The following is a 20099-nucleotide window of genomic DNA, read 5'->3' as shown; positions in this document are numbered from 1 at the left end:
GTCAGATCTGGGTATATTTTTACATATCGAGCGACCCGCCGATCGGCTGCACAAACACAGAAAGCAGGCTCATAACGGTCAAGCCGACAGTTATGGAAAGGTTCTAGATTGGCAGCAGGAGCCGGCTCAAACATCTTAGAATAAAGGCTTGGTTGCCATGATCGATCGCCAGGGAAATCAAGACTTTACTTCGATCGACCGATCGCCGTCAGAGTCTTGCACTTTGTATTTTCCGCAAATCGCAGAACCAGTATCAGTCCAAAAATTTCTGGATCGTCTTATGCAGTTCCAGGTCGATCCTGCCCTTCTTGGGCGACAAATTTGCCAAATTCTCGCCACCAGCTTTGATCGAGAACTCCTGCTGCTGCAAATAGCCAATACTTTGGGGGTTGCATGGGGGGCAGATTTCTGTTTAGTTACTGCTGTGGTTGACCAAAAAGTAGTACATCCGAATGCTTACTGGCAAAATAGCAGCGATTTCCCCTATGTTGGCGGTGTTGCCGATTCCACCGAAACACCGGAACACCCCCAAAGCACAAGATTAAAATCGCCTAGCATATCACTCGAACATCCCGCTTGGGCAAACGTCCTAGCAGACGGCGAGATAGTGGCGATATCCGATTATCTCGATAGTCCGGCAGCTTCACCGCCCAATTCTCCTGTAACTGCGTTGCCTTTTCGGGCAATTTTGGCAGGGCCTGCGCGATTGGGAGGGGCTGTAAATGGCATGGTGATTGTTGGTAAGTCGCAACCTCACGAGTGGTCCGTAGCGGAGCGGCAGCGCCTTGAAGCAGCATCAGACGCGATCGGCATCGCGATTTCTCACATTCAAAAAACTCAAGAAATTGCCAACTTAAACGAACAGTTACAGCGACAAGCTAAATACAAAAATCTACTCATGTCAGTGGCTGCATCGATCGACACAAATTCAGAATTAGATCGAATATTGCAGCAAGTTATTGAAAATACAGTCGATACCCTGGAAGTAGATAGAGGCCAAATCCTGCTATTGAAATATACAGATCCTCTATTTACAACTCGCTCTCCCAATCAAACTCCCAAAGCGAAAATCGAATTAGTTTGCGAATCCGTTGCAAAAAAATATCCAAACAAACAGCCAATAGCACAAAGCACTACCGGAAAAAAAAGCTCAACATCCAAAACAAAAAACAAAGATAAAACTGCTAATTCCCAATCCAAAATCCCCAACTCAAAACCAAATAACTCTTCCGCTTTTTGGCTGTCAGAATCTAATTTGTGCCACCAAGCATTCCACAGCGCCCCCAAACCCCTCGCCCTCGCTGACGCAGGCGCATTAATCGGCAAAGAACAAGAAGCAGCCACAGAAATTTTGAAACTCCAAGGGATTCGTGGCTTGCTGCTGGTTCCCCTCACGGGCGGTAGCTGCCAGGAAACAGTCTTGGGGTTCTTGGTTTTGCAGCACACGAAGCCGCGTACTTGGAACCCGGAAGAATTAGAAGTTCTCGAATCAGTCTGCGCTCAAGCGAGCAAGATGATTGTCCAAACTCAAACGCTTAAGGAATTGCAAACCGCAGTCTTAGACAGAACCTCTCAGTTGCAGCAAAGTCTAGACGTGCAGGGGAAACTGTACGAGCAATCTGCCAATCAGCTAGAGCAAATGCGGAAATTGAAGCTGATTAAAGACGAGTTTCTCAGCACTCTGAGTCACGAGTTGCGTACCCCTTTAACAATCATGAAGCTGGCGATTCTGATGCTCAAACAAGCTGAACTGCCGTCAGCGAATCGGACTAAGTATCTCGACATTCTAGAACAGCAGTGTTCTAAGGAAACTGATCTGGTTAACGATTTGCTGGCCCTCAAGCAGTTTGAGCCTCAGCAAGTCCCGATTTCTTTAATCAAAATCGATCTCAACCGTTTACTTCAAGATTTAGTTAGGGATTTTGAAAAACACTGGGTGGATAAGCAATTGACTCTGAATGTGGATTTGCCCGAGTTGACCCCTTGCTGGGAAACCGACCCGGACATTCTCAATCGGATACTGCTGGAACTACTGACGAATGCTGGAAAATACTCTGCTTCTGGAACGGCGGTAGTTTTGGAGGCGTCTGAGGCAGCCGGCTATATTGTCCTGAGCATTTCTAATTTCGGGCGTGGCATTTCTGCCACTGATTTGCCCCACATCTTTGACAAGTTCCGCCGTGGCACTGGCATTACTGACCAAGCTATCGCTGGTACGGGTTTGGGTCTGGCTCTGGTAAAGTCTTTAGTGCAGCACTTGAATGGTACTATTGATGTATCTAGCTGTCCGGCAGAAAGTTCAGAAGCTGACAATGTGTGGCGCACATCTTTTACTCTGACTCTGCCGCAATTTCCAGCCGAACTCTCTAATGTAGAAGAATAGTTCGGTTGAGAAGCTGCTGGGAATTGGCAGAGAACAAGCGAAGCTAGAAGACTTGCCAGAAGAGGGAGATTTGGAAATGTCGTAAACGCTTCCAAGTCCTCTGTTTTGAATTGTTGGTCTGGTTGCCGTCTAAATTGCCGGTTCTCAATTGCTGATTTTCCCGAGGACTTATATTATGTCTGGTTATTTGCCTGTAATGAGCGCGTGTTTGTAGTGAGTACGACTGTCCTCTATTTATGAATTAATCAGGACTTGTATTACTTACTAGGAACTTAATTATAATTGTATAGTCGGAGATGATATTACGCAGTAGAGACCACAGAAACGGAGTTTTTTAACTGTTTCAAAGGTCTGCAACCCGTCTTTTCGTACAAGCCGGTTTCTGCGTCTTGGATTGTCCCCTAAAAATTGTCACGGTGCATGGAATTCGATAGCCAATATTATGCTCACAAAAGCTGCACCTAAAACCCTGCGTTGGCAACGTTCTAAATATTCGCCACTGGCACGGCAAATAGACATTTTTGCAGCGGCGGGAAAGTTTATGTTTTTTTTGTGGTGGGACGCACTGCTGCAAAATAATTCGCCTCATACTAGAAGAATTCGCGCTCATTGGTTGGTCAATACTTTACTCAATTTAGGCCCGACTTTTATTAAAATCGGGCAGTCTCTCTCGACTCGCGCCGATTTGCTGCCGCTTGAGTATGTGAAGGAACTCGAACAGTTGCAGGATCGGGTTCCTCAGTTTAGTTCCGAAGAGGCGATCGCTCTTGTAGAATCAGAGTTAGGCAAGGATATTTATGCTTTGTACCGCGATTTTGACCAGTCGCCAATTGCTGCTGCGAGTCTGGGACAGGTGCACAAAGCAAGGCTGCACACCGGGGAAGATGTGATTGTAAAGGTGCAGCGTCCGGGTTTGGAAAGTTTATTTGATTTGGATGTGAAGGCGGTGCGCCAAGTGATGCGTTTTTGCGATCGTTATTTGCCTGGGACGCGCAAATATGACCTGGAATCTATTTATCACGAATTTTTTAAGATTTTATATCAAGAAATTGACTACGTGCAAGAAGGTAAAAATTCCGATCGCTTTAGCCATAATTTTCGAGAATATCCTCAAGTTATTGTCCCGAAAGTCTACTGGCAATACACTACTAAAAAAGTCCTGACTCTAGAATACGTACCTGGTATTAAGGTGGACAACCGCATTAGTTTAGAGGCGATTGGAGTCGATATTGTGAAGCTCAATCAACTCGGAATTTGCTGTTATTTAAAACAGTTATTAATAGACGGTTTTTTTCAAGCTGACCCGCATCCGGGAAATTTGGCGGTGACAGAAGATGGTAGCTTGATTTTTTACGATTTTGGGATGATGGCTGAGATAAAGTCTCTGGCTAAAGACCAAATGGTCAAGACTTTTTTTGCTGTGATGAGAAAGGATACTGACGAGGTACTCAATACTTTAATTTCGATCGGCTTGGTTGAGCCGATGCCGGATATGATGCCGGTACGTCGGCTGATTGCTTTTCTGTTGGATAAGTTTATTGATAAGCCGATCGACCTTCAAGCTTTTAATGAAATTAAGAACGAACTTTACATCATGTTCGAGCAGCAACCGTTTCGCTTGCCTGCAGAAATGATGTTTATTGTCAAGTCGGTAACGACTCTCGACGGCATAGCTAGAACTCTCGACCCTAACTACAATTTCATAGCATCCGCTCAGCCTTTTGTCAGGAGTATTGCGGTGAGCAAGGGGCGGGGAAATGCGATCGGAGAATTGGCAAGGCAAGCGCGAAGTTTTATTACGTATAAGTTACGGCAGCCGAGCAAATCGCAAGTTTTTCTCAAGCGTTTGGAGCAGCGAATTGAAGAGGGGGAACTGCAAATTAGAGTGCGAAATATCGAGAGCGAAAGAGCCTTGAAACGCATTAATTTAGCCTTGAAAACTCTAATTTTCGCTTGTTTGACTGGTTTTGTGTTTTTGTCGGGTGCAGTGCTGCTAGTGGGCGGATATCAAACGGCGGCGATCGCAGCTTTTGCGGTTTCGGGATTCGGCGGCTTGTTTGTGTTGCGATCGTTGTTAGACTTGTTGGTTAAGGAAAAGCTCGATCGAATGGTCGAGCGATAAATATACTGGGTAGTTGGGAATTGCGATCGTAAGCTGGTACGCATTTAAATTGAATCCAGATCCTGGCTCTGGGGCCCGTTCCACAATAGCAGACGGTAGGCTGACATTGGTACTGCAAACTAGACTTGTTAACATAATTTGCGACTTTAGGTAGGGGCGGATTCTCAAAGCACGAAGTTATACTCCTAACATATATTAAACGCGATCGCCCGCCCCTACAAAAAATGTACGCCCAAAAATTGCTAAAACCAGATGGCCGCCCACTCACACTGTACAGCCGCTATCCAATCCCAGAAGGTATCGCGGCCGTAAGTCCCAGCAATGAACCCGTAGAGGCAAACCCCCACTTTCGCTGGCATCCTTTGCGGGGGGAATGGGTAGCATACGCCAGCCACCGTCAGGGAAGAACTTTCATGCCGCCGCCGGAATACAACCCGCTGGCAGCTACAATTAACCCTAAGTTTCCGACAGAATTGCCGCCGGGAGATTACGATGTAGCAGTGTTTGACAACCGCTTTCCCTCGATGACTTTGCAAGCAAAAAATGCACCTGCAAATATTGTCGAAACTTTGCCCGCCAAGGGCATTTGCGAAGTCGTTGTTTTCACTCAAGATCCGCTGGCTTCCTTGGGCGCTTTGGAGTTATCTCACTTGGAATTGCTGTTAGAAGTATGGGCCGATCGCACTTCAGTTATTGGCAGCAATCCCGAAATTGAATACGTCTTGCCCTTTGAAAATCGTGGCGTCGAAGTCGGAGTAACTTTGCACCATCCCCACGGTCAAATTTACGCTTATCCGTTCGTGCCTCCGGTGCCGGCAAGGATGTTAGAATGTCAATCGGTTTACTATCAAAAAAACAGTAGCGGTTTGCTGCAAGATTTGATTCAAAAAGAGATTGCCGACAAACAGCGAATTATTTATTTAGACGAAGAGGCGATCGCCTTTGTTCCCGCTTGTGCCCGCTACCCTTACGAAGTGTGGATTGCCCCGATCGCCCCCGCTGCTACATTTATCGATTTGACGGAAAAACAGCGTCAATCACTCGCTAAAGCATTAAAAACAGTCACCCTCAAATATGACGGTTTGTGGCATCGCCCATTCCCTTATTTGATGGCTTGGTTTCAAGGGCCCACAGATGGGAAACCGCATCCAGAAGCGCATTTGCACGCCCAATTTTATCCGCCCTATCGATCGAGCGATCGGCTAAAATACCTCGCAGGAACCGAACTCGCCGCCGGAATGTTTGCAAATGACGCTTTACCCGAAGAAAAAGCTAAAGAACTGCAAGCGGTATCTGTCAATATAAGCTGAAACCCATTTAAATTTTCAAGTAAAGTTTGATGCAATTATTGTGGGTGGGCGTCCCGCCCGCCCAAAAAATACAATTTATATGCAAGAAAGCTAATGATAAACTCATTAAATCAAGAAGTCGATCTAAAACTCGAATTCATCCGCAAAGCCTTAACCGAAACAAAAGCGATCGCCCTTCGCTTGCGAGGCACTGACTGGTTTGCTTGGGTCACAGCCGGCGGTTCCCATACAGTATTGCTAACTGCAGAAACCGGAGTTGCAGAAATATTAATTACTGCCGAGAACGCTTGGGTTCTCACCGATGAAATCGAAGCTCAACGCTTGCAAGACGAGGAATTGCCAGCCAACTTTCTAATGTACATCTATCCTTGGGCTGATGTTGCACAGCGCGAAGGTTTTGTTAAAGAAATTACTGGTGGCGGTAACGTCATGAGCGATCGGCCAATTTATCCTAAAGAAACGCCAATAATCGCATCTTTACAGTCTCGCAAACAGACAATGATGTCCAGTGAATTAGAACGATACCGGCGAGTCGGGCGTTTAGCCAGCGAAGCTATGACAGAGGTACTTTCCGCAGCCAAACCAACATGGACAGAATATCAGCTAGCGGGAGCCGGTGCAGAGGCTTTGTGGGCGAGAGGTTTGCATCCAGCCTTGACATTAGTCGCTGGAGAAAGGCGTTTACCACTGTACCGCCACGCCACAGCTACTGCCGAACAAATTGGACGACAAGCAATGTTAGTATTTTGCGCGAGGGGATGGGGTTTGTATGCAAATTTAACCAGATTTGTCTGTTTTGATTTTCTTGGGGAAAAGCATTCCGAGTTGCACCGACAAGTCAGGGAAATTGAAGCAGCGGCGCTAAATTTGTGTCGGCCTGGAGTAACGCTGAATGCGGTTTATGATACGCTTAAAACTGCTTACGAAGAGCACGGATATCCTCAAGCAATTGCGGAACACCATCAAGGCGGAACTACCGGATATTTGGCGCGAGAAATTGTGGCGAATCCGGCTACTTCAGATATTTTGGCAGAAAATATGGCTGTGGCTTGGAATCCGAGTTTGTCTGGAGCAAAAATTGAGGATACGTTTTTAATTCACAACGATGGAACGTTAGAAAATTTGACTTTTGATCCGAATTGGCCGAGTGTAGAAGTAGCGGGAAGGTTGCGCCCTGTGCCGCTGGAAATATGAGACGATAGACGTTAGTCAATTTAACTTATCCCTCTAAGCTGTTGTGGCACTTAAAATATTTATCAAAAAAATAAACGTCTTGTGGGGTGTCCCGCCCGCCCTGAAGATACAATTTAAATGCGCAACAGCTTAGAGAAAAAAACTACACTAAGCTAATCCGCAGTTAAATTGCATAGTAAAATAAATTTTTCCTCTTGTGGGGTGGGCATCCTGCCCGCTCTCGACATACAAATTAAATGCACAACAGCTTACGGTACAAAATGAATTAGATTGAGTTCGGATCGCTGTGCTTAATGTTTTGTTACATACTAATGATTTTTCCCACCAACTTACTTCAGCAAAAGCGCTTCTCAATAAAGGTTTCCAGGACTTGTAGTTATGTAAAAGATTTTCCCAAACCGGGAAAGTCTCACTCCGTATTGGTTTGGATCGGAACGATAGCGAGCAGGCGACGGAAGTTCCGATCACTTTACCCCACAGCCCTGTCTTTTAGTCTGCACCTTCTAATTCCTCTAATTCTTGGGTAGACTGCCATCCAGCTTGCCAGAGCGATCGGTCTTTAAGCTGTGCGGCGTTCAGCCAAAAACGCACATTTGGATCGCAAGCCGCCACCATTTCTGCAAATACCCATTTACCTTCGTTTTTTCGGTTGACCACTTGAAAGTGTCGCCACCCCCAAGTTTTTTGGTGTGAAGTCCATCGGGAACCTACCAAATAAGGAAATTTTTGTTTTTTGCTCACAGTATTTTTGTGGAATAAATATATTAGAAAGCAAGTGAATTGTAATAACTGGTTCTGTTTGATGATATTAATTCCCTATCAAAGCTCGTCAAATCCTCTCCCCCTCTCCGCTTCTCTCGAACATAACAGATAATATAGAGCCGCTGCAGCTTACAGGAGAGTTCACCTAAACTCTATCTGCAAGTAGATGCGTTTATTGTAACTTGCAGCGTTTCCCCCTCTGGGTTCAAAAGTAAGGGCAGTTCAATGACTGCCCCTGTAATTAGTTATACCTATTGAATAGGATAATTTTTCAGGCGATCCACAAATAGCCTATTTATCCAATACTAGCTAAATTGTGAATCTCAAATCTAAAAGCAAATAACCCAGGTTATAGTTGTGCACAATAATCCGTTCTGTGAAACTTAGTCAAATCTACTGTGAGAGCAGGTTTGACGCTCACTTCCTGCTTCTACCAAGGCGGTCAGCCGCTTCTTGTCCACAGGCGTGTTTTTGAGCCCAACTTTCCCTACAAACATTTTTTCAATCTTAATCGTGTTTCATTGATCCTGTACAGCTCAATAAAAATGCACTTTTAGGTAAGATTGACTAATTTCTTTGATTCTGTCGCTAGCTCTTGATTACTTCCCTGTTAAGGCTTTTGGCCGGATAAGTCCAGAGGAAGTTGGGGAAGCCGGAGGCGAACCGCATTTGTTTGCAGCCAGAGAGTGATAGCGTGCTTCCGTTGTGGCGTCACGTACTCTCCGGGGCGGATCACGCCAGCACAGACGCCGATGTTTTTAATAAGGGTTTCTCGCTCCGATGAACTTGCACCCTGTAGCAACCTGACTTGGGCTTTGATAAAATCCACGTTCATAGCTGAAAGTAAAAGTAAGTAAAGAACTCAGTTAAATAGCGATGCTTTGGTTCCGATTGTAACTCTAAAACCACTTGGTATGAATCAAATTGATTCAACATCCCCAGGATGGGGATCGGGGCGTCTAGAGTTAGCCAACTTTATTTACTTTATCTGTTTTTGCTAGCAAAAGTGTCACTATGCTAGCAGTTTTGACAGAATTATTTATAGTTAAGAACTGTTACAAATTTGGCTCAATTTCCACAATACGGCAGAGTTTAGTGCTAACGCTACTCTCCTGAACTCAAAAAGTTCAGCATTGCCTCCAACTCCTTCCCTTCCTAGGTTTTAGACTCACCGATTGGGAAGCGATCGCTCAAGGAACATTCCTCTTCGATCGCCCCTCTTAACACCCGGACACTGCCAAATCACTCTATTGATTTAGATCGTCCCGTAGACTTGGCTATGGACTATAACTTCAGGCATACGTGTTGTTACCGGGGCTACAATAAGCGAGTAAGTTCTTATTCTTTTTCTCAAGGAATATTTGTTTATTTTTCTTGCAAAGCCCTTATTTGTGTTAATTAAGGCAGCTTTGTGATCTCCGGGCCAACGAAGACTCGCAGCTTGCGAATCCAGCTATTTTGTGCTGTGTGGCAGTGAATCTTTTTCTTGAATCCAGTGGGGGCGATCGCTTCTCCCCGATAATTGCCCGTAACAGCCCATTTTGTATAATTCAGAACATATCTGTCACTGCTAATAATTTAAAAACAGCACAATTTTAAACAGTTTTCCCTCCGTCGAGTGATCCTAATAGCCCACAAAGAGGGATAAACAAATTAACTCTGCCTACCCGATTATTTTAGTCTATTTTGCCTTAACCATTTGCATTATATAGCAATTATATGTAGCCCTATTTGCTGTCAATTAAGTTGAAATTAATTATAGATAAAGCTAATAAGCCTACGTAAGAAAATACCAAAATCAAATGTTTAAATTTGCTATTACCATTAACTATTTTAGGAAAAATTTATAATTAAACTATATATTTACAGCTATTTTTATGGTTGAAAAACTCAATTTTGACGATGAAGTCGCAGGTTTAGGAAACTATGGACGTTAATTAAAGATATTAATTGATCGGCGTTGCACAATTTGAGGGTTATTGTGGTGAGTAGGGTTAGGCGTCCCGCCTGCTTTGAAAATACACGCCTTCGGTCTCATGGGCCCTTCCACAAAAAAATCAACATTATCCCACTATTATGCAGCCCAAATTAACCAGCTCATACGCTCTCTTTCACTCTACAAAAACAAACCGACCAGGCGGCATATAAAATCCCCTCGCCCAGAAGCTGGGGAGGGGAAATGGTGAATAAAATTATTGGTTTTAAATTATCGATGTGTAGATCTGTTTTTGCAGTATCAAGAGATATCCATCAAGCCAAAGATCCATGTTGGCCAGTCGCTAAGATAATTTCCCGGTGGGAAACCGAGAAATTATCAACTAAATCAACCTTTTTTCTGGCGTTGAAGCTTAGTTTTCCAATTGGCGATATCCTTCTGAGCCTGCTGATAACTCTTAGTACCTGACGGCACCAGCGAAGCAGCTTCAACTGCCTCTTTCAGCTTTCCTTGGGAGCCGCGCAACTGAGCAATTTTGAGAATACTTTCGCTCCAGGCTCCAATTAACTGTTGAGCTTCTTCATACTTCGGCTGACCGGGTTCAATTTTATTAGCTTGCTGGATGCCTTTACTGTAAGAAGATGCAACCCCCCGCTTAATTTGACCCTTAGCAGCCGCTAGCAAAGCAATATTTACATCCTGGTCTTTGGATAGCTCCTCCCACTGAGCGATCGCCTGTTTCGACTGATTGTAAACAGGCTGATTGACATCCGGCATCAATTTAGCCGCGCCGATCGCCCCCTGGAAATCGCCCCGAGCAGCCCGCCCGTTAGCTATATCCAAAATTGTCAAACTCCAGCGCTCAATATCCTGCTGAGCCTGGGGGTAGAGCGGATCGCTAGGCGGAATCGTTCGAGCCTTAACCACTGCTTTATTAAAACTAGAAGCCGAACCATCCTTGAGGAAAGTTTTCGCCTCAGCCCACACCTGCTGGCTCGATGGTGGCTGCTTGGTTCCAGTCGCTGCTTGCACCGTCCGCGGTTGGTTCTGCGACCCCCCAGTACCAGTAAATTTTTGAGATCCAGAGTTTTGGGCATTTTTAGCAGGCAATCGAGGATCTCCTTCTTGCTGGCCAATAAAAATTGATTTGTTCGTGACAAAAACCCCTAACAGCAGCACCAAAGCCGTAGCTGAACTCCACAAAACTAGCTGCTGCAAAAATGACTTATCCGATCCCCCGTTATGCTCATCCTCCGGCTGTTGCAAGTTCGGTCGATCGCCCCCCCGATCGGCAGCGGCCACAGCATTTGGTTGCGACACAGGCGGCATCTCAACCGACGAATCCTGAGCGTTGCGAACTGCCGGAGGCAGATCCATTCTAGCCGTAGCCGTCGCCATTTGCGGGCGATCGAACCCATCAGCCGTACCAACCGTCATATTGCCGTTGCGTCCGGCCAACGCAGCAGTTGGTACCCCTGAAGCATCCGGCAAAATCACCAAATTAGCCTTTCCTGGAGGATTCACTACCATCAAAGGTTCTTGTTTCGGACGCAAATGGTGGTCACACAGCTCCGGCAGTCGATCGCTCAAAAAACGGTCTAAACCCTTAATGGTCATGCACTGTCCCGAACGTAGCCCCTCCAAAAGCGCCGTCGTAAAAAACCCCTGACGCAAAGCCGAAGTTTCCCGCGAAACTTGATTCGGGCGGCAAGAAAGCACCGTTGGGATTTCCAGTTCCCGCGCCAGCTCAACCGTTTGAGAGCCGATCGTTTCCCCCGCTTTCACAATCTGGCTGCGGTTCATATCAACCAGCACCAATACCGTTTCCGTAGGAGCGTTTTTCAGAGTATTCAACAGCAACTCTACCGGAATCCCCGTACCCTTAATGTCAGCCGGATTGCCGTCAACTGGCATCAAATAATCCTTACCTTCATAGCTGACACCGTAGCCGCTAAAAAAACACCAGAGTAAATCTCCCTGTTGCACATGTTCCGCGCAGAGGCTTTTGGTCAATCTCAGAATATTTTCCCGATTTGGATATGTAGATTGACCCCACAGCGACGGCGAGCTATCGGTCATCAGCAGACATCCATCCGGCGCAAAACCCGCCTCCTCAGTCAAAAAACCGTACAGCGCCTCTGCATCCTCTTGGGCATAACTCAAAGGCTGGAGTAACTGATATTGATTGATGCCTATTGCAATACAAGCGTGATTTTTCATCCCCATATGCCCTATATATATAGTGGACAGCTTGCACAAAAGATAACACATAGCCGTTTAAGGTTATACCCACTTTCGCCAGCACTCAGAGACCAGTTGTCCGAAGGCAGAACTCCCAACAAGCCCCCAAATTTAGATCTTAGAATTTTTAATTTTTATATATTAGTAAAAAATTATACCCTGTGCCTGCCTTTAGAAAAATAAAGTTAAATTGGATACACAGGCCAGTCTATTTGACTCTAATTTTCACCAAACTACACCAAAAAGGAATAACCCGCCAATGGTCTCTACCGCCAAAAAAGAAATCTCCCCCCACAACGAATCGCTACTGAAGCAAAAGCATCCTAAAACTCACAGCCACTATAGGTTTCAGGATTTTTTTGCCTTCGATCGCCAGATGGGTACAATTGACGACTGGAATGAGTCGCGCAACATTTTTACCAGCGAAGACTTCATTATCGGTTTGGTGGAGGGGCTCGAAGAAGAAGTCGGCCCCGCGTCCTCTGTCATCATGTATACTATTGGTTGCCAGTGGGGACTTCAAGATTCCGAATTTTTTCAAAAATGGTTTAGTGCCGAATACAGCCAGAACATTCGCCAGTCAAATCTCATGTTTCTGCTAGAAACTTGGTGGTGGCCTTTCACGGCTCAAGGTTGGGGTCGCTGGGAAGTGGACATGAGCGATCGCAAACACGGCTGCATCTTCATCAACCTCTTTGACTCAGCAGTTGCTCGCACATTGGGAGACGTAGGCAAACCAGTTTGTCACCTATACGCCGGTTTGTTCGCCGGTTTCTTTGGCTCTTTAGTCAAAAAGCCTCTGAGCTGCATAGAACTCCAATGTTACTCAATGGGAGAAACCTATTGCAAGTTCCTGCTTGGCAACCCAGATAAAATTGATGCAGCAGCATTCTGGCTCAACGAAGGTGCCAACGCCCGCGATATTCAAAATCGACTGCAACACGGTGAAATATTGCGGTAAACAACCTGGAAAGGCACATCCCCTGCCCTGCCTTTCCTCCCACCAATTTCGCGATCGAAAGTGCGATGGTGGATTTATCCAGGCAGGAAGTAAAGATGAAAAGTCAAACTTCATGGTTGGACCAATCTGTCCAAGAATTCTTTGGTCACTATAATTGGCTGGGAAAATCTTTAGAAACCCCAAATGGCTCGACCCCCGGTCAACTTCTGAGTTTAACCCAGCCAGTAGCAGACTTTTTTCAAGCTATTTCTTGGGAAGGAATTCCGGAAGTAGGTGCCCTACCCCTACCGCCACCCTTGCCAGTAATTTCTATTTCTGAACAAGCAGAAGTCACCATTGATGACCTATTCGATCTGTTTTAATCTGTGTAGGGAATAGAAAATAAAAAATAGGGCAATCCCTCATCCATCTTCCCTCACCCCTGTTTTCTCATCCCTCAAAATCCATTAGTTAAATCCGTTAAATCCCGTACATTGCTCGTTGCCAAACTTCCTTCCTTTTATCAATTACCGATTACCACTTAATTAAAATCATGCACCCTGAGATTGAGGCGCTGCTGGATCAGGCAGAAAACCGCTTTTTAAAAGGCGAAGAACTCATAGCTTTTAAGCGTCAAGCTGTAACCCTTGTCCAGCGCTTAAAAATTTACGAATTTTTGCGAGAGAAGGAAGCAAGCATCTTCCAACCAGTAGCCAACAAACTACAAGAAACGTTCCCCGACGAAAAACAAGAAACCTTAGAACGATCGCTCAAACACTGGGTTTTAGTCTTGCGGTACTGCGCTATGGCTATGCTGCTGAACGATCAAAAATTTCTCGAACAGCGCCTTGTAGATTGGCTTTCCGGTATAGTTGAAGCCCACCAAACTCAAAAAATCGAAGCAACTGTTAGCAATCTGCTGCAAACTCGTTTAAAAGAATTGCTTTCCGAGCAAGCCCGGGCTATATTGCAACCATTTTTCGACCAAGCACAGTCAATTATTATTGACCAAGATAATAAATAATCTGCTTTCTTCCCAATTTCCAATTTCTAATTTCCAATCCCCGATTCCCAATTCCCAATTTCCGATGATTAATATTGCCGACTTACTCAAACAGCCCCGACTCCCTGGAAACTACTTTGCTAGCGATGCCTACGTCCGAGGCGACCTTGAACTCGGTCTCCTCGAAAACCGCCGGGGCGATCGGCTTTTAGCACTCCCAGAAACACTGATTCAAGCTATTTATATTGGCTTAGAACAAGAAACAGGTCAAGCCTCCCGCCTTGTGCTTTTCAACTGCGGTCGCTGGTGGGGTAAAAACTTCTACGTGCGTTTTTGCGAAGAAGTCAGCGAATACTACGGTCAGCCAGTTTCTGAAATGGAAATGGTAGAATTTCTTCAGTCCTTGCAGCAGTGTTGGAAAACTCATGGATGGGGAACATTTGAGCTTGACCCCAGCTATTCCGAACAGGGATTTTTAATAGTAAAAATTGCTAACTCTCTTTTTGCTAAAACAGCCCCCAAGTCTAAGCGACCAGCCTGTTTTCTAGAAGCAGGTATTTTAAGTTCGTTCTTTAGTCAGCTCACAGGTCGAGAACTCCACTGCCTGCAAACCTCCTGCGAATCATTGGGTGCGGACTGCAACCGCTTTATTTTAGGGCTGCGCGATCGCCTCCAACCAGCAGATTCTATGGTCGAAGAAGGAAAAGACCATGAAGCTATTCTCAGTCAACTTTTTCAAAAAAACTGACTTATTTGACAGCTATTACTTTGTGGTTAATAGCTGTCAAATCGATTTTTGGGCAGCCATATTATCGACCGTATCATCAAAACTGTGAGTTAAATTATAAAAAAGCTCGTGAGTTTAAAAATAAGGTTTTAGCAATTCAAATAAAACCTGATGAGAACTAGCAGCTAGAAACTTCATAACTTACTCTAGAAACTCATAAAATTTAAAAGCCATCAAAACCTCAAACATTTTGCTAGAACTTAATGGACGCCAATGAACTTCTAACTCGATATGCAGCCGGCGAAAGAGATTTTAGACTGGCAAATCTGCGCGGCATTGTGTTGAGTCCGATCGATTTATACCGTTCCAGCGATGCCCCAACTCTAATTTTGGCCAACCTCAACCAACACCAGCAACGACCCTACTTAATCGGTGCGAACCTCAGCGGGGCCGACCTCACCAAAGCCCATCTGAGCCGAGCCAATCTCAGCAAAGCTGACCTCAGCGGAGCCAATCTTACCGGCGCCAACCTCATGGCAGCCAGTCTCAGCGGCGCCAATCTCATCGGAGCCAATTTCACCGGCGCCAACCTAGCCGGCTCTCATCTGAATTGGGCAAACCTGACCGGAGCAAATCTTCCCAATGCTAATCTCATAGGTGCAGATATGAGCGCCGCTAATCTGACCAAAGCCGTTCTCACCGAGGCCAATCTTAATAAAGCATATTTGATTAAAGCCAATCTCAACGGGGCAAACTTCAAAGATGCTTACTTAAGTCTAGCGAGTCTGAAAGAGGCAGACTTGACCGAAGCACAGCTCACGGGAGCCGAATTATCCAAAGCCAACCTAGCCGGAGCCAACTTAACCCGTGCTAACCTCAGCAAAGCCAACCTTTTAAAAGCTAATCTCAGGCGAGCTAACCTCACTCAAGCCTATTTAAACGGCGCGTGCTTGATTGGATCAGACCTTAGCGAAGCTTGCTTGGATAGAGCCAATTTGTGCAAAGCAGACCTCAGCAAAACCTACCTGAGAAACATTACTTTGAATGGCAGCCACTTAAGCGGTATTAACCTCAGCGGGGCCGACCTCAGCGGTGTAGACTTGAGCCGCAAACTTTTAACTGGAATTAATATGGCAGAGGCATTGTTGAACGAAGCCAACTTAAGCGGTGCTTATCTGATGGAAGCTAACTTGAGCGGGGCCAACCTCAGCAAAGCCAACTTGAGTCTAGCCTACCTGATCAATGCCGACCTGTCTAATTCTTGTCTGCATGAAATTAACTTGAGCAAAGCTAACCTGAGTAAAGCCAACTTGCAGAAAGCTGACTTGACAGGAGCCAACCTCCGGGGAGCCATTCTCACTGAGGCGGATTTGACGGGAGCGAAGTTGATTGGAGCCACTCTTCCTAACGGTACAGTTTATCGGCGTTAACTTGTCAACCCCCTTGATTATTTGCCTAGTAAAGTGCGGTTGATGTCCAGAATCGGAAAAAATAGATTCCTTTCTTCCACTGTGAGATATTGTTTAAGCACCTTTTTCATCACATCGTAGGTCACGGTTGCACTATTTCTAACTTGAACAGCGCCTAAAATAGTTTGCAACCACAGTAGTAGCCGATCGCGCAATCGTTCCGTATCATTAATCAATAGTGCTGCCGCCGAATGCCTCAACACCCGCACAATATCTCCACGGCACTTTTCAGTGACATCGTTAGCCCCCCGCCGAAATAAACTAGGGTCTAGAGACAGCATTTGTGCTTCCACTTGCCGCATAATTTCTGTTTCAGAGGCTTGAATTTTTTTATAAGCACTCATCCGGTGATTCAAAGACTGAAAGTAGTCTTTCAAAAATTGGAGTTCTTCTGCACTGGCGTAGCGTCCGTCTGCTTCCATGCTCAAACGCGCAAGTTGGCTCAACATAGATTTTTCTCTACTACTAAAATACAAACATATCAGTTTTAAGCTTCTTTAGTCCGAACTAAATACTGTCCTACTTGAAAGCGGGTTTCATTAAGCTGTGTAACGATAGAACGAGTAATTAACTTACCTGATTCTACAACTACTTGACCCGTAATTGGGTGTAATAAATCTTGCTGGGCCCGGCGGCCGATCAGAGCTTCGACATTTTCAATAGCATTAATATACATCCCCGCAGGCAACTGTACAACCACACCCTCGCCCATAATTTGAGCCTGACAAGCAAGTCGCGAATTGGCTTTAGCCGTAGTAATGACTTCCAACGTTCTTCTCTCGCGGCGGTTCATGTCCGACAAGCCTTCCATGCCTTCTTTAATGTAAACATGGCAGGTAGCGCACATTCCCCGCCCCCCGCATTCCTTGAGAACGTCTAAGTCTTTGGAAAGTAAGGCAGACAGTATATTTGATCGCGTTTCGACTGCTATTTCCTCCGCAATTGGATCTAGTTTAATAATTTTAACCATATTGATGTTTGCTCCTGTCAAGTTCAGTATTTAGCAAGTTACGATCAACTTATTCAAATCGCAAAAAAAATTGGCGAGCACTTAAAAAGGTTAAGATGCCTTGACGACAGCATCGGCTTCTGGCTCTCTAACCCCTATGGCATAACCGCACTTCTGTTTTGGTCATTGCTGTTTCCTCGCCCCGATTCCCCAGCTTAGCCTTGAAAAGCTAAAACCTTAGATACTTTCTGGATGGCATTGAAAAAACTGTAATAGTCGCGATCGACTAAAATAGCAGCCACAGGTAGTTCCAGATCGGGTACCGGCATTCGGCAAGATTGATAGTGATTCCGAAGCTCAAGGATTTTAGTAGCGAGTGTGCGATCGCTCTCAAGGAGGCTGAGAATGAACCTGAGATAACATAGGGTGTACCTGGCGAGCGATTCAAAAATTTGAATTTTTGTCAGAATTATTTACATATTTTAATACTAGCTCAAGCTTTTTCTATAATTAGACCGATGCAACATTCTAAGTACCGCATTTTAGGGCTAGTCGGACAAGGACAATTTGGTCGAGTCTTTTGTGCCAGCGTTCGAGAAGCTCCCGCCCAGGACTCCCGCCTCACCAGCCAACTGGTTGCTCTCAAAGAACTTAGTCATCAGAAAGCCCCAACTAGCGAATTCTTACGAGAATTGTGGTTTCTGATCACCTTGCAGCACCCCAATATTGTTACCTGCCGAGCTCTAGAACACACAGCTACAGGCAGGTACTTGGTTATGGATTACTGCGAGGGAGGAACCCTCCGCAACCTGCTCAAACAAGACCGCCCCTTGCGTCTGCTCGAAGGTTTACAGCTAGTTATGGAAGTTTTAGCAGGCTTAGACTACGCCCACCGCCGAGGCGTAGTTCACTGCGACATCAAACCCGAAAATATCCTCCTAACTTTAGGAGCAAAAGGTTGGTCGCCTCGGCTTTCTGACTTTGGCATCGCGCGTCGGCTGCCAGAAATTGGTACCACTCGCCTCCACCAAGAAATTTCTCCCGACGCTACCGTAGGTTCCCCCGCTTACATGGCCCCTGAGCGGTTTTACGGTCTTTTTTCCCCGATGTCAGATATATATGCAGTAGGAATTCTGCTGTTTGAATTGCTAATGGGCTACCGTCCTTTCGGGGGAACCCCCGGAGACTTGAGGTGGGCGCACCTGAATCAGCGCTTGCAATTTCCCGACGCCATCCCCGAACCTTTGCAAGCAATAGTCAAAAAATCTTTAGAAAAGCTGCCAGCCCGCCGTTTTGCCAGTGCTTCCCAAATGGCTCAAGCTCTGCGACTGATCATGTACGACCCCGCTGTCAGGCAATTGGGCGACTGCATTATTCCCTGGGAAAGCCCCACAACGAGTGGTGATAAAAGTCTGAAGTCTGAAACTGAGTCTTTGCTAGAAGTTGAAGAGGAAAAAGCATCACTGTCGGCGATTAATTTACTTGGGACTGTGCGCTATTCGCTTTCCCAGCCCAAGCCACTGATACTTCCAGCACCGTTGACCGCTTTAATTGCCACTGAAACGTATCTCTATTCTGCTGTAGGCACAGAGGTAAAGGTTTGGTCTCAGCCGGGAAAACAGCTAGTTACAGGAGAAATGTCTACTTCTATTTCATTAATGCCGGAAATCGTGCGCGGCATTTTACCTGTTTCCCACGGCTGCTGCGTTCTCACTCCGCAAAAACTTTACTGGCTCAATGAAGACTCTTGGGAGCCTCAGTGCCTGCTTGATATGGGTTTGAGGCAAGGTCCAGATGCTTTAAAAGCTGCTGTTGACCCTCACGGTCACTGGTTGACAGTAGCGGTTCCGGGCGAACTGCGTTTTTATTCTTTAGCTCGAAACAGCAGTGCGGGCGATCGGGAAAAAGCCTTGAAGCTGATCGCTACTGTGCCGTTACCGGAACATTATTTGCCAGAATTAATTTTTTTGGATCGGCGACACGTCTTAGCAGTTTGGCCGGACAACGAACCAAAAAATCCCCAAACTATTTTTAGAGTTTACACTCGCCGCGGCACGCCGGTGGGTTCTGTGCGGTTGTCTGCCAGCGTCGGACAGATACTGTTGACACCTGAGCCTTATACTTTGCTGGGAATTCCCCAAGGTGGTAAAGCGGCGGTGCTGTTGATGAAATTGTGGCCGCTCAAGGTGGCGCGAATTCCCCTTGAAAGTTTGCCCGTGTCTGCTTGTGTGGCTAATTGGGGATGGGTGTTGGCAGATGTTGGGGGGCAGATAGAAGTGTTAAACAGTCAAGGGATTCAAGTAGGGAATTTTAGCAGCCCCGCCTCACCCCGGGCGATAGCTCCTTGGGGGAATAGAGGTTTGGTGATTGCTGTCAATACTGAGGAAGAGAGTCACTTGCACTTTTTAGATGTAGATGTTGAGGAAACCAACTCGCGCTCGCTCATCAAAGGCTGATAACTGCGGTAACTGAAGGAGTTTCGGGGTGTAATTCAGGAGAGTTTATTTGCCGGCGATCGATTCCTGGGAGTTTGCTCACGGTTAAAGTACCGTGTCGTGTCAACTTCTGGATTTGGAATCAGAGGAATTGTTAAGAGCGATCGGCTCAATCTGAGACCCAAACGTCCCTCAGTAAAGTCCAAGAAATGCAGACACGACTTACATATATATTACTCATGCACCAGCCTGCTTCTGTCATCCTAACCCCATGATGCAGCCTCACACCTTACACTCTAACCTTGCCTTACCTATACTCCAAGTAAGCCCCATCATCATGTTGAACCACGGAGTGCTTCTACCTAGGCGCGGGAGATTGTCAGGGCAAAAGCCGTATTTTGCTCAAAAAAAAGACCCCATAGTTAAAAGAGGAGTCAGCCAGAGGATGTCGGATCGTGGTGTAAGAGCCGAAACCCTTGGTGGGTATAGGTTCAAAACAAAGTCAAAAATATTTTCGCAAAACGCTTGACAACTCTGGGGAGAGTTGATACATTAATAAAGCGCCAGAAGAGAGGCGGTTCAAACAACCGCGAACTCAAGGCAAAAAACTGAACCTAGAAAAAAGAAT

General features: G+C 45.8%; 15 protein-coding genes. 10 read left to right on the top strand and 5 right to left on the bottom strand.

Annotated elements, in window-relative coordinates; translation table 11 throughout:
- The first annotated feature begins 157 nt into the window (after positions 1-157).
- From QUA27_RS22645 to QUA27_RS22630, 4 genes are all read left to right on the top strand, one after another.
- Positions 158-2383 carry a sensor histidine kinase gene (locus tag QUA27_RS22645; protein ID WP_333070708.1) on the top strand — a complete coding sequence of 742 codons (2226 nt, stop codon included), beginning with the start codon at positions 158-160 and terminating at the stop codon, positions 2381-2383.
- 442 nt (positions 2384-2825) lie between these two features.
- Positions 2826-4505: an ABC1 kinase family protein gene (locus QUA27_RS22640; protein ID WP_333070705.1), complete on the top strand. Its 1680-nt coding sequence runs from the start codon at positions 2826-2828 to the stop codon at positions 4503-4505.
- Between the two features lie 224 nt (positions 4506-4729).
- Complete coding sequence (gene galT, locus QUA27_RS22635) at positions 4730-5815, top strand: galactose-1-phosphate uridylyltransferase (RefSeq protein ID WP_333070703.1); 1086 nt, start codon at positions 4730-4732, stop codon at positions 5813-5815.
- 93 nt (positions 5816-5908) lie between these two features.
- Entirely contained in the window at positions 5909-7009 is a 1101-nt protein-coding gene (locus tag QUA27_RS22630; RefSeq protein WP_333070701.1) for a M24 family metallopeptidase, read from the top strand.
- A gap of 489 nt (positions 7010-7498) precedes the next feature.
- Here the strand turns inward: QUA27_RS22630 and QUA27_RS22625 are convergent, their stop codons facing one another.
- From QUA27_RS22625 to QUA27_RS22615, 3 genes are all read right to left on the bottom strand, one after another.
- Positions 7499-7750 (bottom strand): TIGR02450 family Trp-rich protein, encoded by a 252-nt coding sequence (locus QUA27_RS22625; protein WP_333070700.1) that lies wholly within the window; start codon positions 7748-7750, stop codon positions 7499-7501.
- 631 nt (positions 7751-8381) lie between these two features.
- Positions 8382-8606: a hypothetical protein gene (locus QUA27_RS22620; RefSeq protein WP_006635912.1), complete on the bottom strand. Its 225-nt coding sequence runs from the start codon at positions 8604-8606 to the stop codon at positions 8382-8384.
- 1488 nt (positions 8607-10094) lie between these two features.
- Positions 10095-11927: a caspase family protein gene (locus QUA27_RS22615; RefSeq protein WP_333070698.1), complete on the bottom strand. Its 1833-nt coding sequence runs from the start codon at positions 11925-11927 to the stop codon at positions 10095-10097.
- 280 nt (positions 11928-12207) lie between these two features.
- On the opposite strand from QUA27_RS22615, the gene QUA27_RS22610 reads away from it, so the two are divergent.
- From QUA27_RS22610 to QUA27_RS22590, 5 genes are all read left to right on the top strand, one after another.
- Positions 12208-12909, top strand: coding sequence for a V4R domain-containing protein (locus QUA27_RS22610; protein ID WP_333070697.1), 702 nt, complete (start codon positions 12208-12210; stop codon positions 12907-12909).
- Between the two features lie 95 nt (positions 12910-13004).
- A complete protein-coding gene (locus tag QUA27_RS22605; RefSeq protein WP_333042386.1) occupies positions 13005-13271 on the top strand; it encodes a hypothetical protein in 267 nt (88 codons plus the stop codon).
- A gap of 170 nt (positions 13272-13441) precedes the next feature.
- Positions 13442-13912: a bilin-binding protein gene (locus tag QUA27_RS22600; protein WP_333070695.1), complete on the top strand. Its 471-nt coding sequence runs from the start codon at positions 13442-13444 to the stop codon at positions 13910-13912.
- A gap of 64 nt (positions 13913-13976) precedes the next feature.
- Positions 13977-14639, top strand: coding sequence for a V4R domain-containing protein (locus tag QUA27_RS22595; protein ID WP_333070693.1), 663 nt, complete (start codon positions 13977-13979; stop codon positions 14637-14639).
- A 242-nt stretch (positions 14640-14881) separates the two neighbouring features.
- The gene (locus QUA27_RS22590; RefSeq protein ID WP_333070691.1) at positions 14882-16048 is read left to right on the top strand and encodes a pentapeptide repeat-containing protein; all 1167 of its coding nucleotides are present in this window, start codon (positions 14882-14884) and stop codon (positions 16046-16048) included.
- A 17-nt stretch (positions 16049-16065) separates the two neighbouring features.
- Here the strand turns inward: QUA27_RS22590 and QUA27_RS22585 are convergent, their stop codons facing one another.
- Together QUA27_RS22585 and QUA27_RS22580 are read right to left on the bottom strand one after the other, a co-directional pair.
- A complete protein-coding gene (locus tag QUA27_RS22585) occupies positions 16066-16536 on the bottom strand; it encodes a bilin-binding protein (RefSeq protein ID WP_333070689.1) in 471 nt (156 codons plus the stop codon).
- 38 nt (positions 16537-16574) lie between these two features.
- Complete coding sequence (locus tag QUA27_RS22580) at positions 16575-17057, bottom strand: 2Fe-2S iron-sulfur cluster-binding protein (RefSeq protein WP_006635922.1); 483 nt, start codon at positions 17055-17057, stop codon at positions 16575-16577.
- 497 nt (positions 17058-17554) lie between these two features.
- Here QUA27_RS22580 and QUA27_RS22575 point away from each other — a divergent pair, with 497 nt between their 5' ends.
- The gene (locus QUA27_RS22575; RefSeq protein WP_333070686.1) at positions 17555-19492 is read left to right on the top strand and encodes a serine/threonine-protein kinase; all 1938 of its coding nucleotides are present in this window, start codon (positions 17555-17557) and stop codon (positions 19490-19492) included.
- The last annotated feature ends 607 nt before the right edge of the window (positions 19493-20099 follow it).

Source organism: Microcoleus harperi Pol14_C6 (genome assembly GCF_036701295.1).
Classification (GTDB): Bacteria; Cyanobacteriota; Cyanobacteriia; order Cyanobacteriales; family Microcoleaceae; genus Microcoleus.
Note: the sequence above shows the minus strand (reverse complement) of the source record. Positions and strands in the feature narration are given on the sequence as shown.

Excerpts from the sequence above, each read along its gene's own strand:
- QUA27_RS22575 (WP_333070686.1), top strand. The coding sequence starts at position 17,555 with ATGCAACATTCTAAGTACCGCATTTTAGGGCTAGTCGGACAAGGACAA.
- QUA27_RS22580 (WP_006635922.1), bottom strand. The coding sequence starts at position 17,057 with ATGGTTAAAATTATTAAACTAGATCCAATTGCGGAGGAAATAGCAGTC.
- QUA27_RS22620 (WP_006635912.1), bottom strand. The coding sequence starts at position 8,606 with ATGAACGTGGATTTTATCAAAGCCCAAGTCAGGTTGCTACAGGGTGCA.
- QUA27_RS22605 (WP_333042386.1), top strand. The coding sequence starts at position 13,005 with ATGAAAAGTCAAACTTCATGGTTGGACCAATCTGTCCAAGAATTCTTT.
- QUA27_RS22615 (WP_333070698.1), bottom strand. The coding sequence starts at position 11,927 with ATGAAAAATCACGCTTGTATTGCAATAGGCATCAATCAATATCAGTTA.
- QUA27_RS22630 (WP_333070701.1), top strand. The coding sequence starts at position 5,909 with ATGATAAACTCATTAAATCAAGAAGTCGATCTAAAACTCGAATTCATC.
- QUA27_RS22585 (WP_333070689.1), bottom strand. The coding sequence starts at position 16,536 with ATGTTGAGCCAACTTGCGCGTTTGAGCATGGAAGCAGACGGACGCTAC.
- QUA27_RS22600 (WP_333070695.1), top strand. The coding sequence starts at position 13,442 with ATGCACCCTGAGATTGAGGCGCTGCTGGATCAGGCAGAAAACCGCTTT.
- QUA27_RS22595 (WP_333070693.1), top strand. The coding sequence starts at position 13,977 with ATGATTAATATTGCCGACTTACTCAAACAGCCCCGACTCCCTGGAAAC.
- QUA27_RS22640 (WP_333070705.1), top strand. The coding sequence starts at position 2,826 with ATGCTCACAAAAGCTGCACCTAAAACCCTGCGTTGGCAACGTTCTAAA.
- QUA27_RS22645 (WP_333070708.1), top strand. The coding sequence starts at position 158 with ATGATCGATCGCCAGGGAAATCAAGACTTTACTTCGATCGACCGATCG.
- galT (WP_333070703.1), top strand. The coding sequence starts at position 4,730 with ATGTACGCCCAAAAATTGCTAAAACCAGATGGCCGCCCACTCACACTG.
- QUA27_RS22590 (WP_333070691.1), top strand. The coding sequence starts at position 14,882 with ATGGACGCCAATGAACTTCTAACTCGATATGCAGCCGGCGAAAGAGAT.
- QUA27_RS22610 (WP_333070697.1), top strand. The coding sequence starts at position 12,208 with ATGGTCTCTACCGCCAAAAAAGAAATCTCCCCCCACAACGAATCGCTA.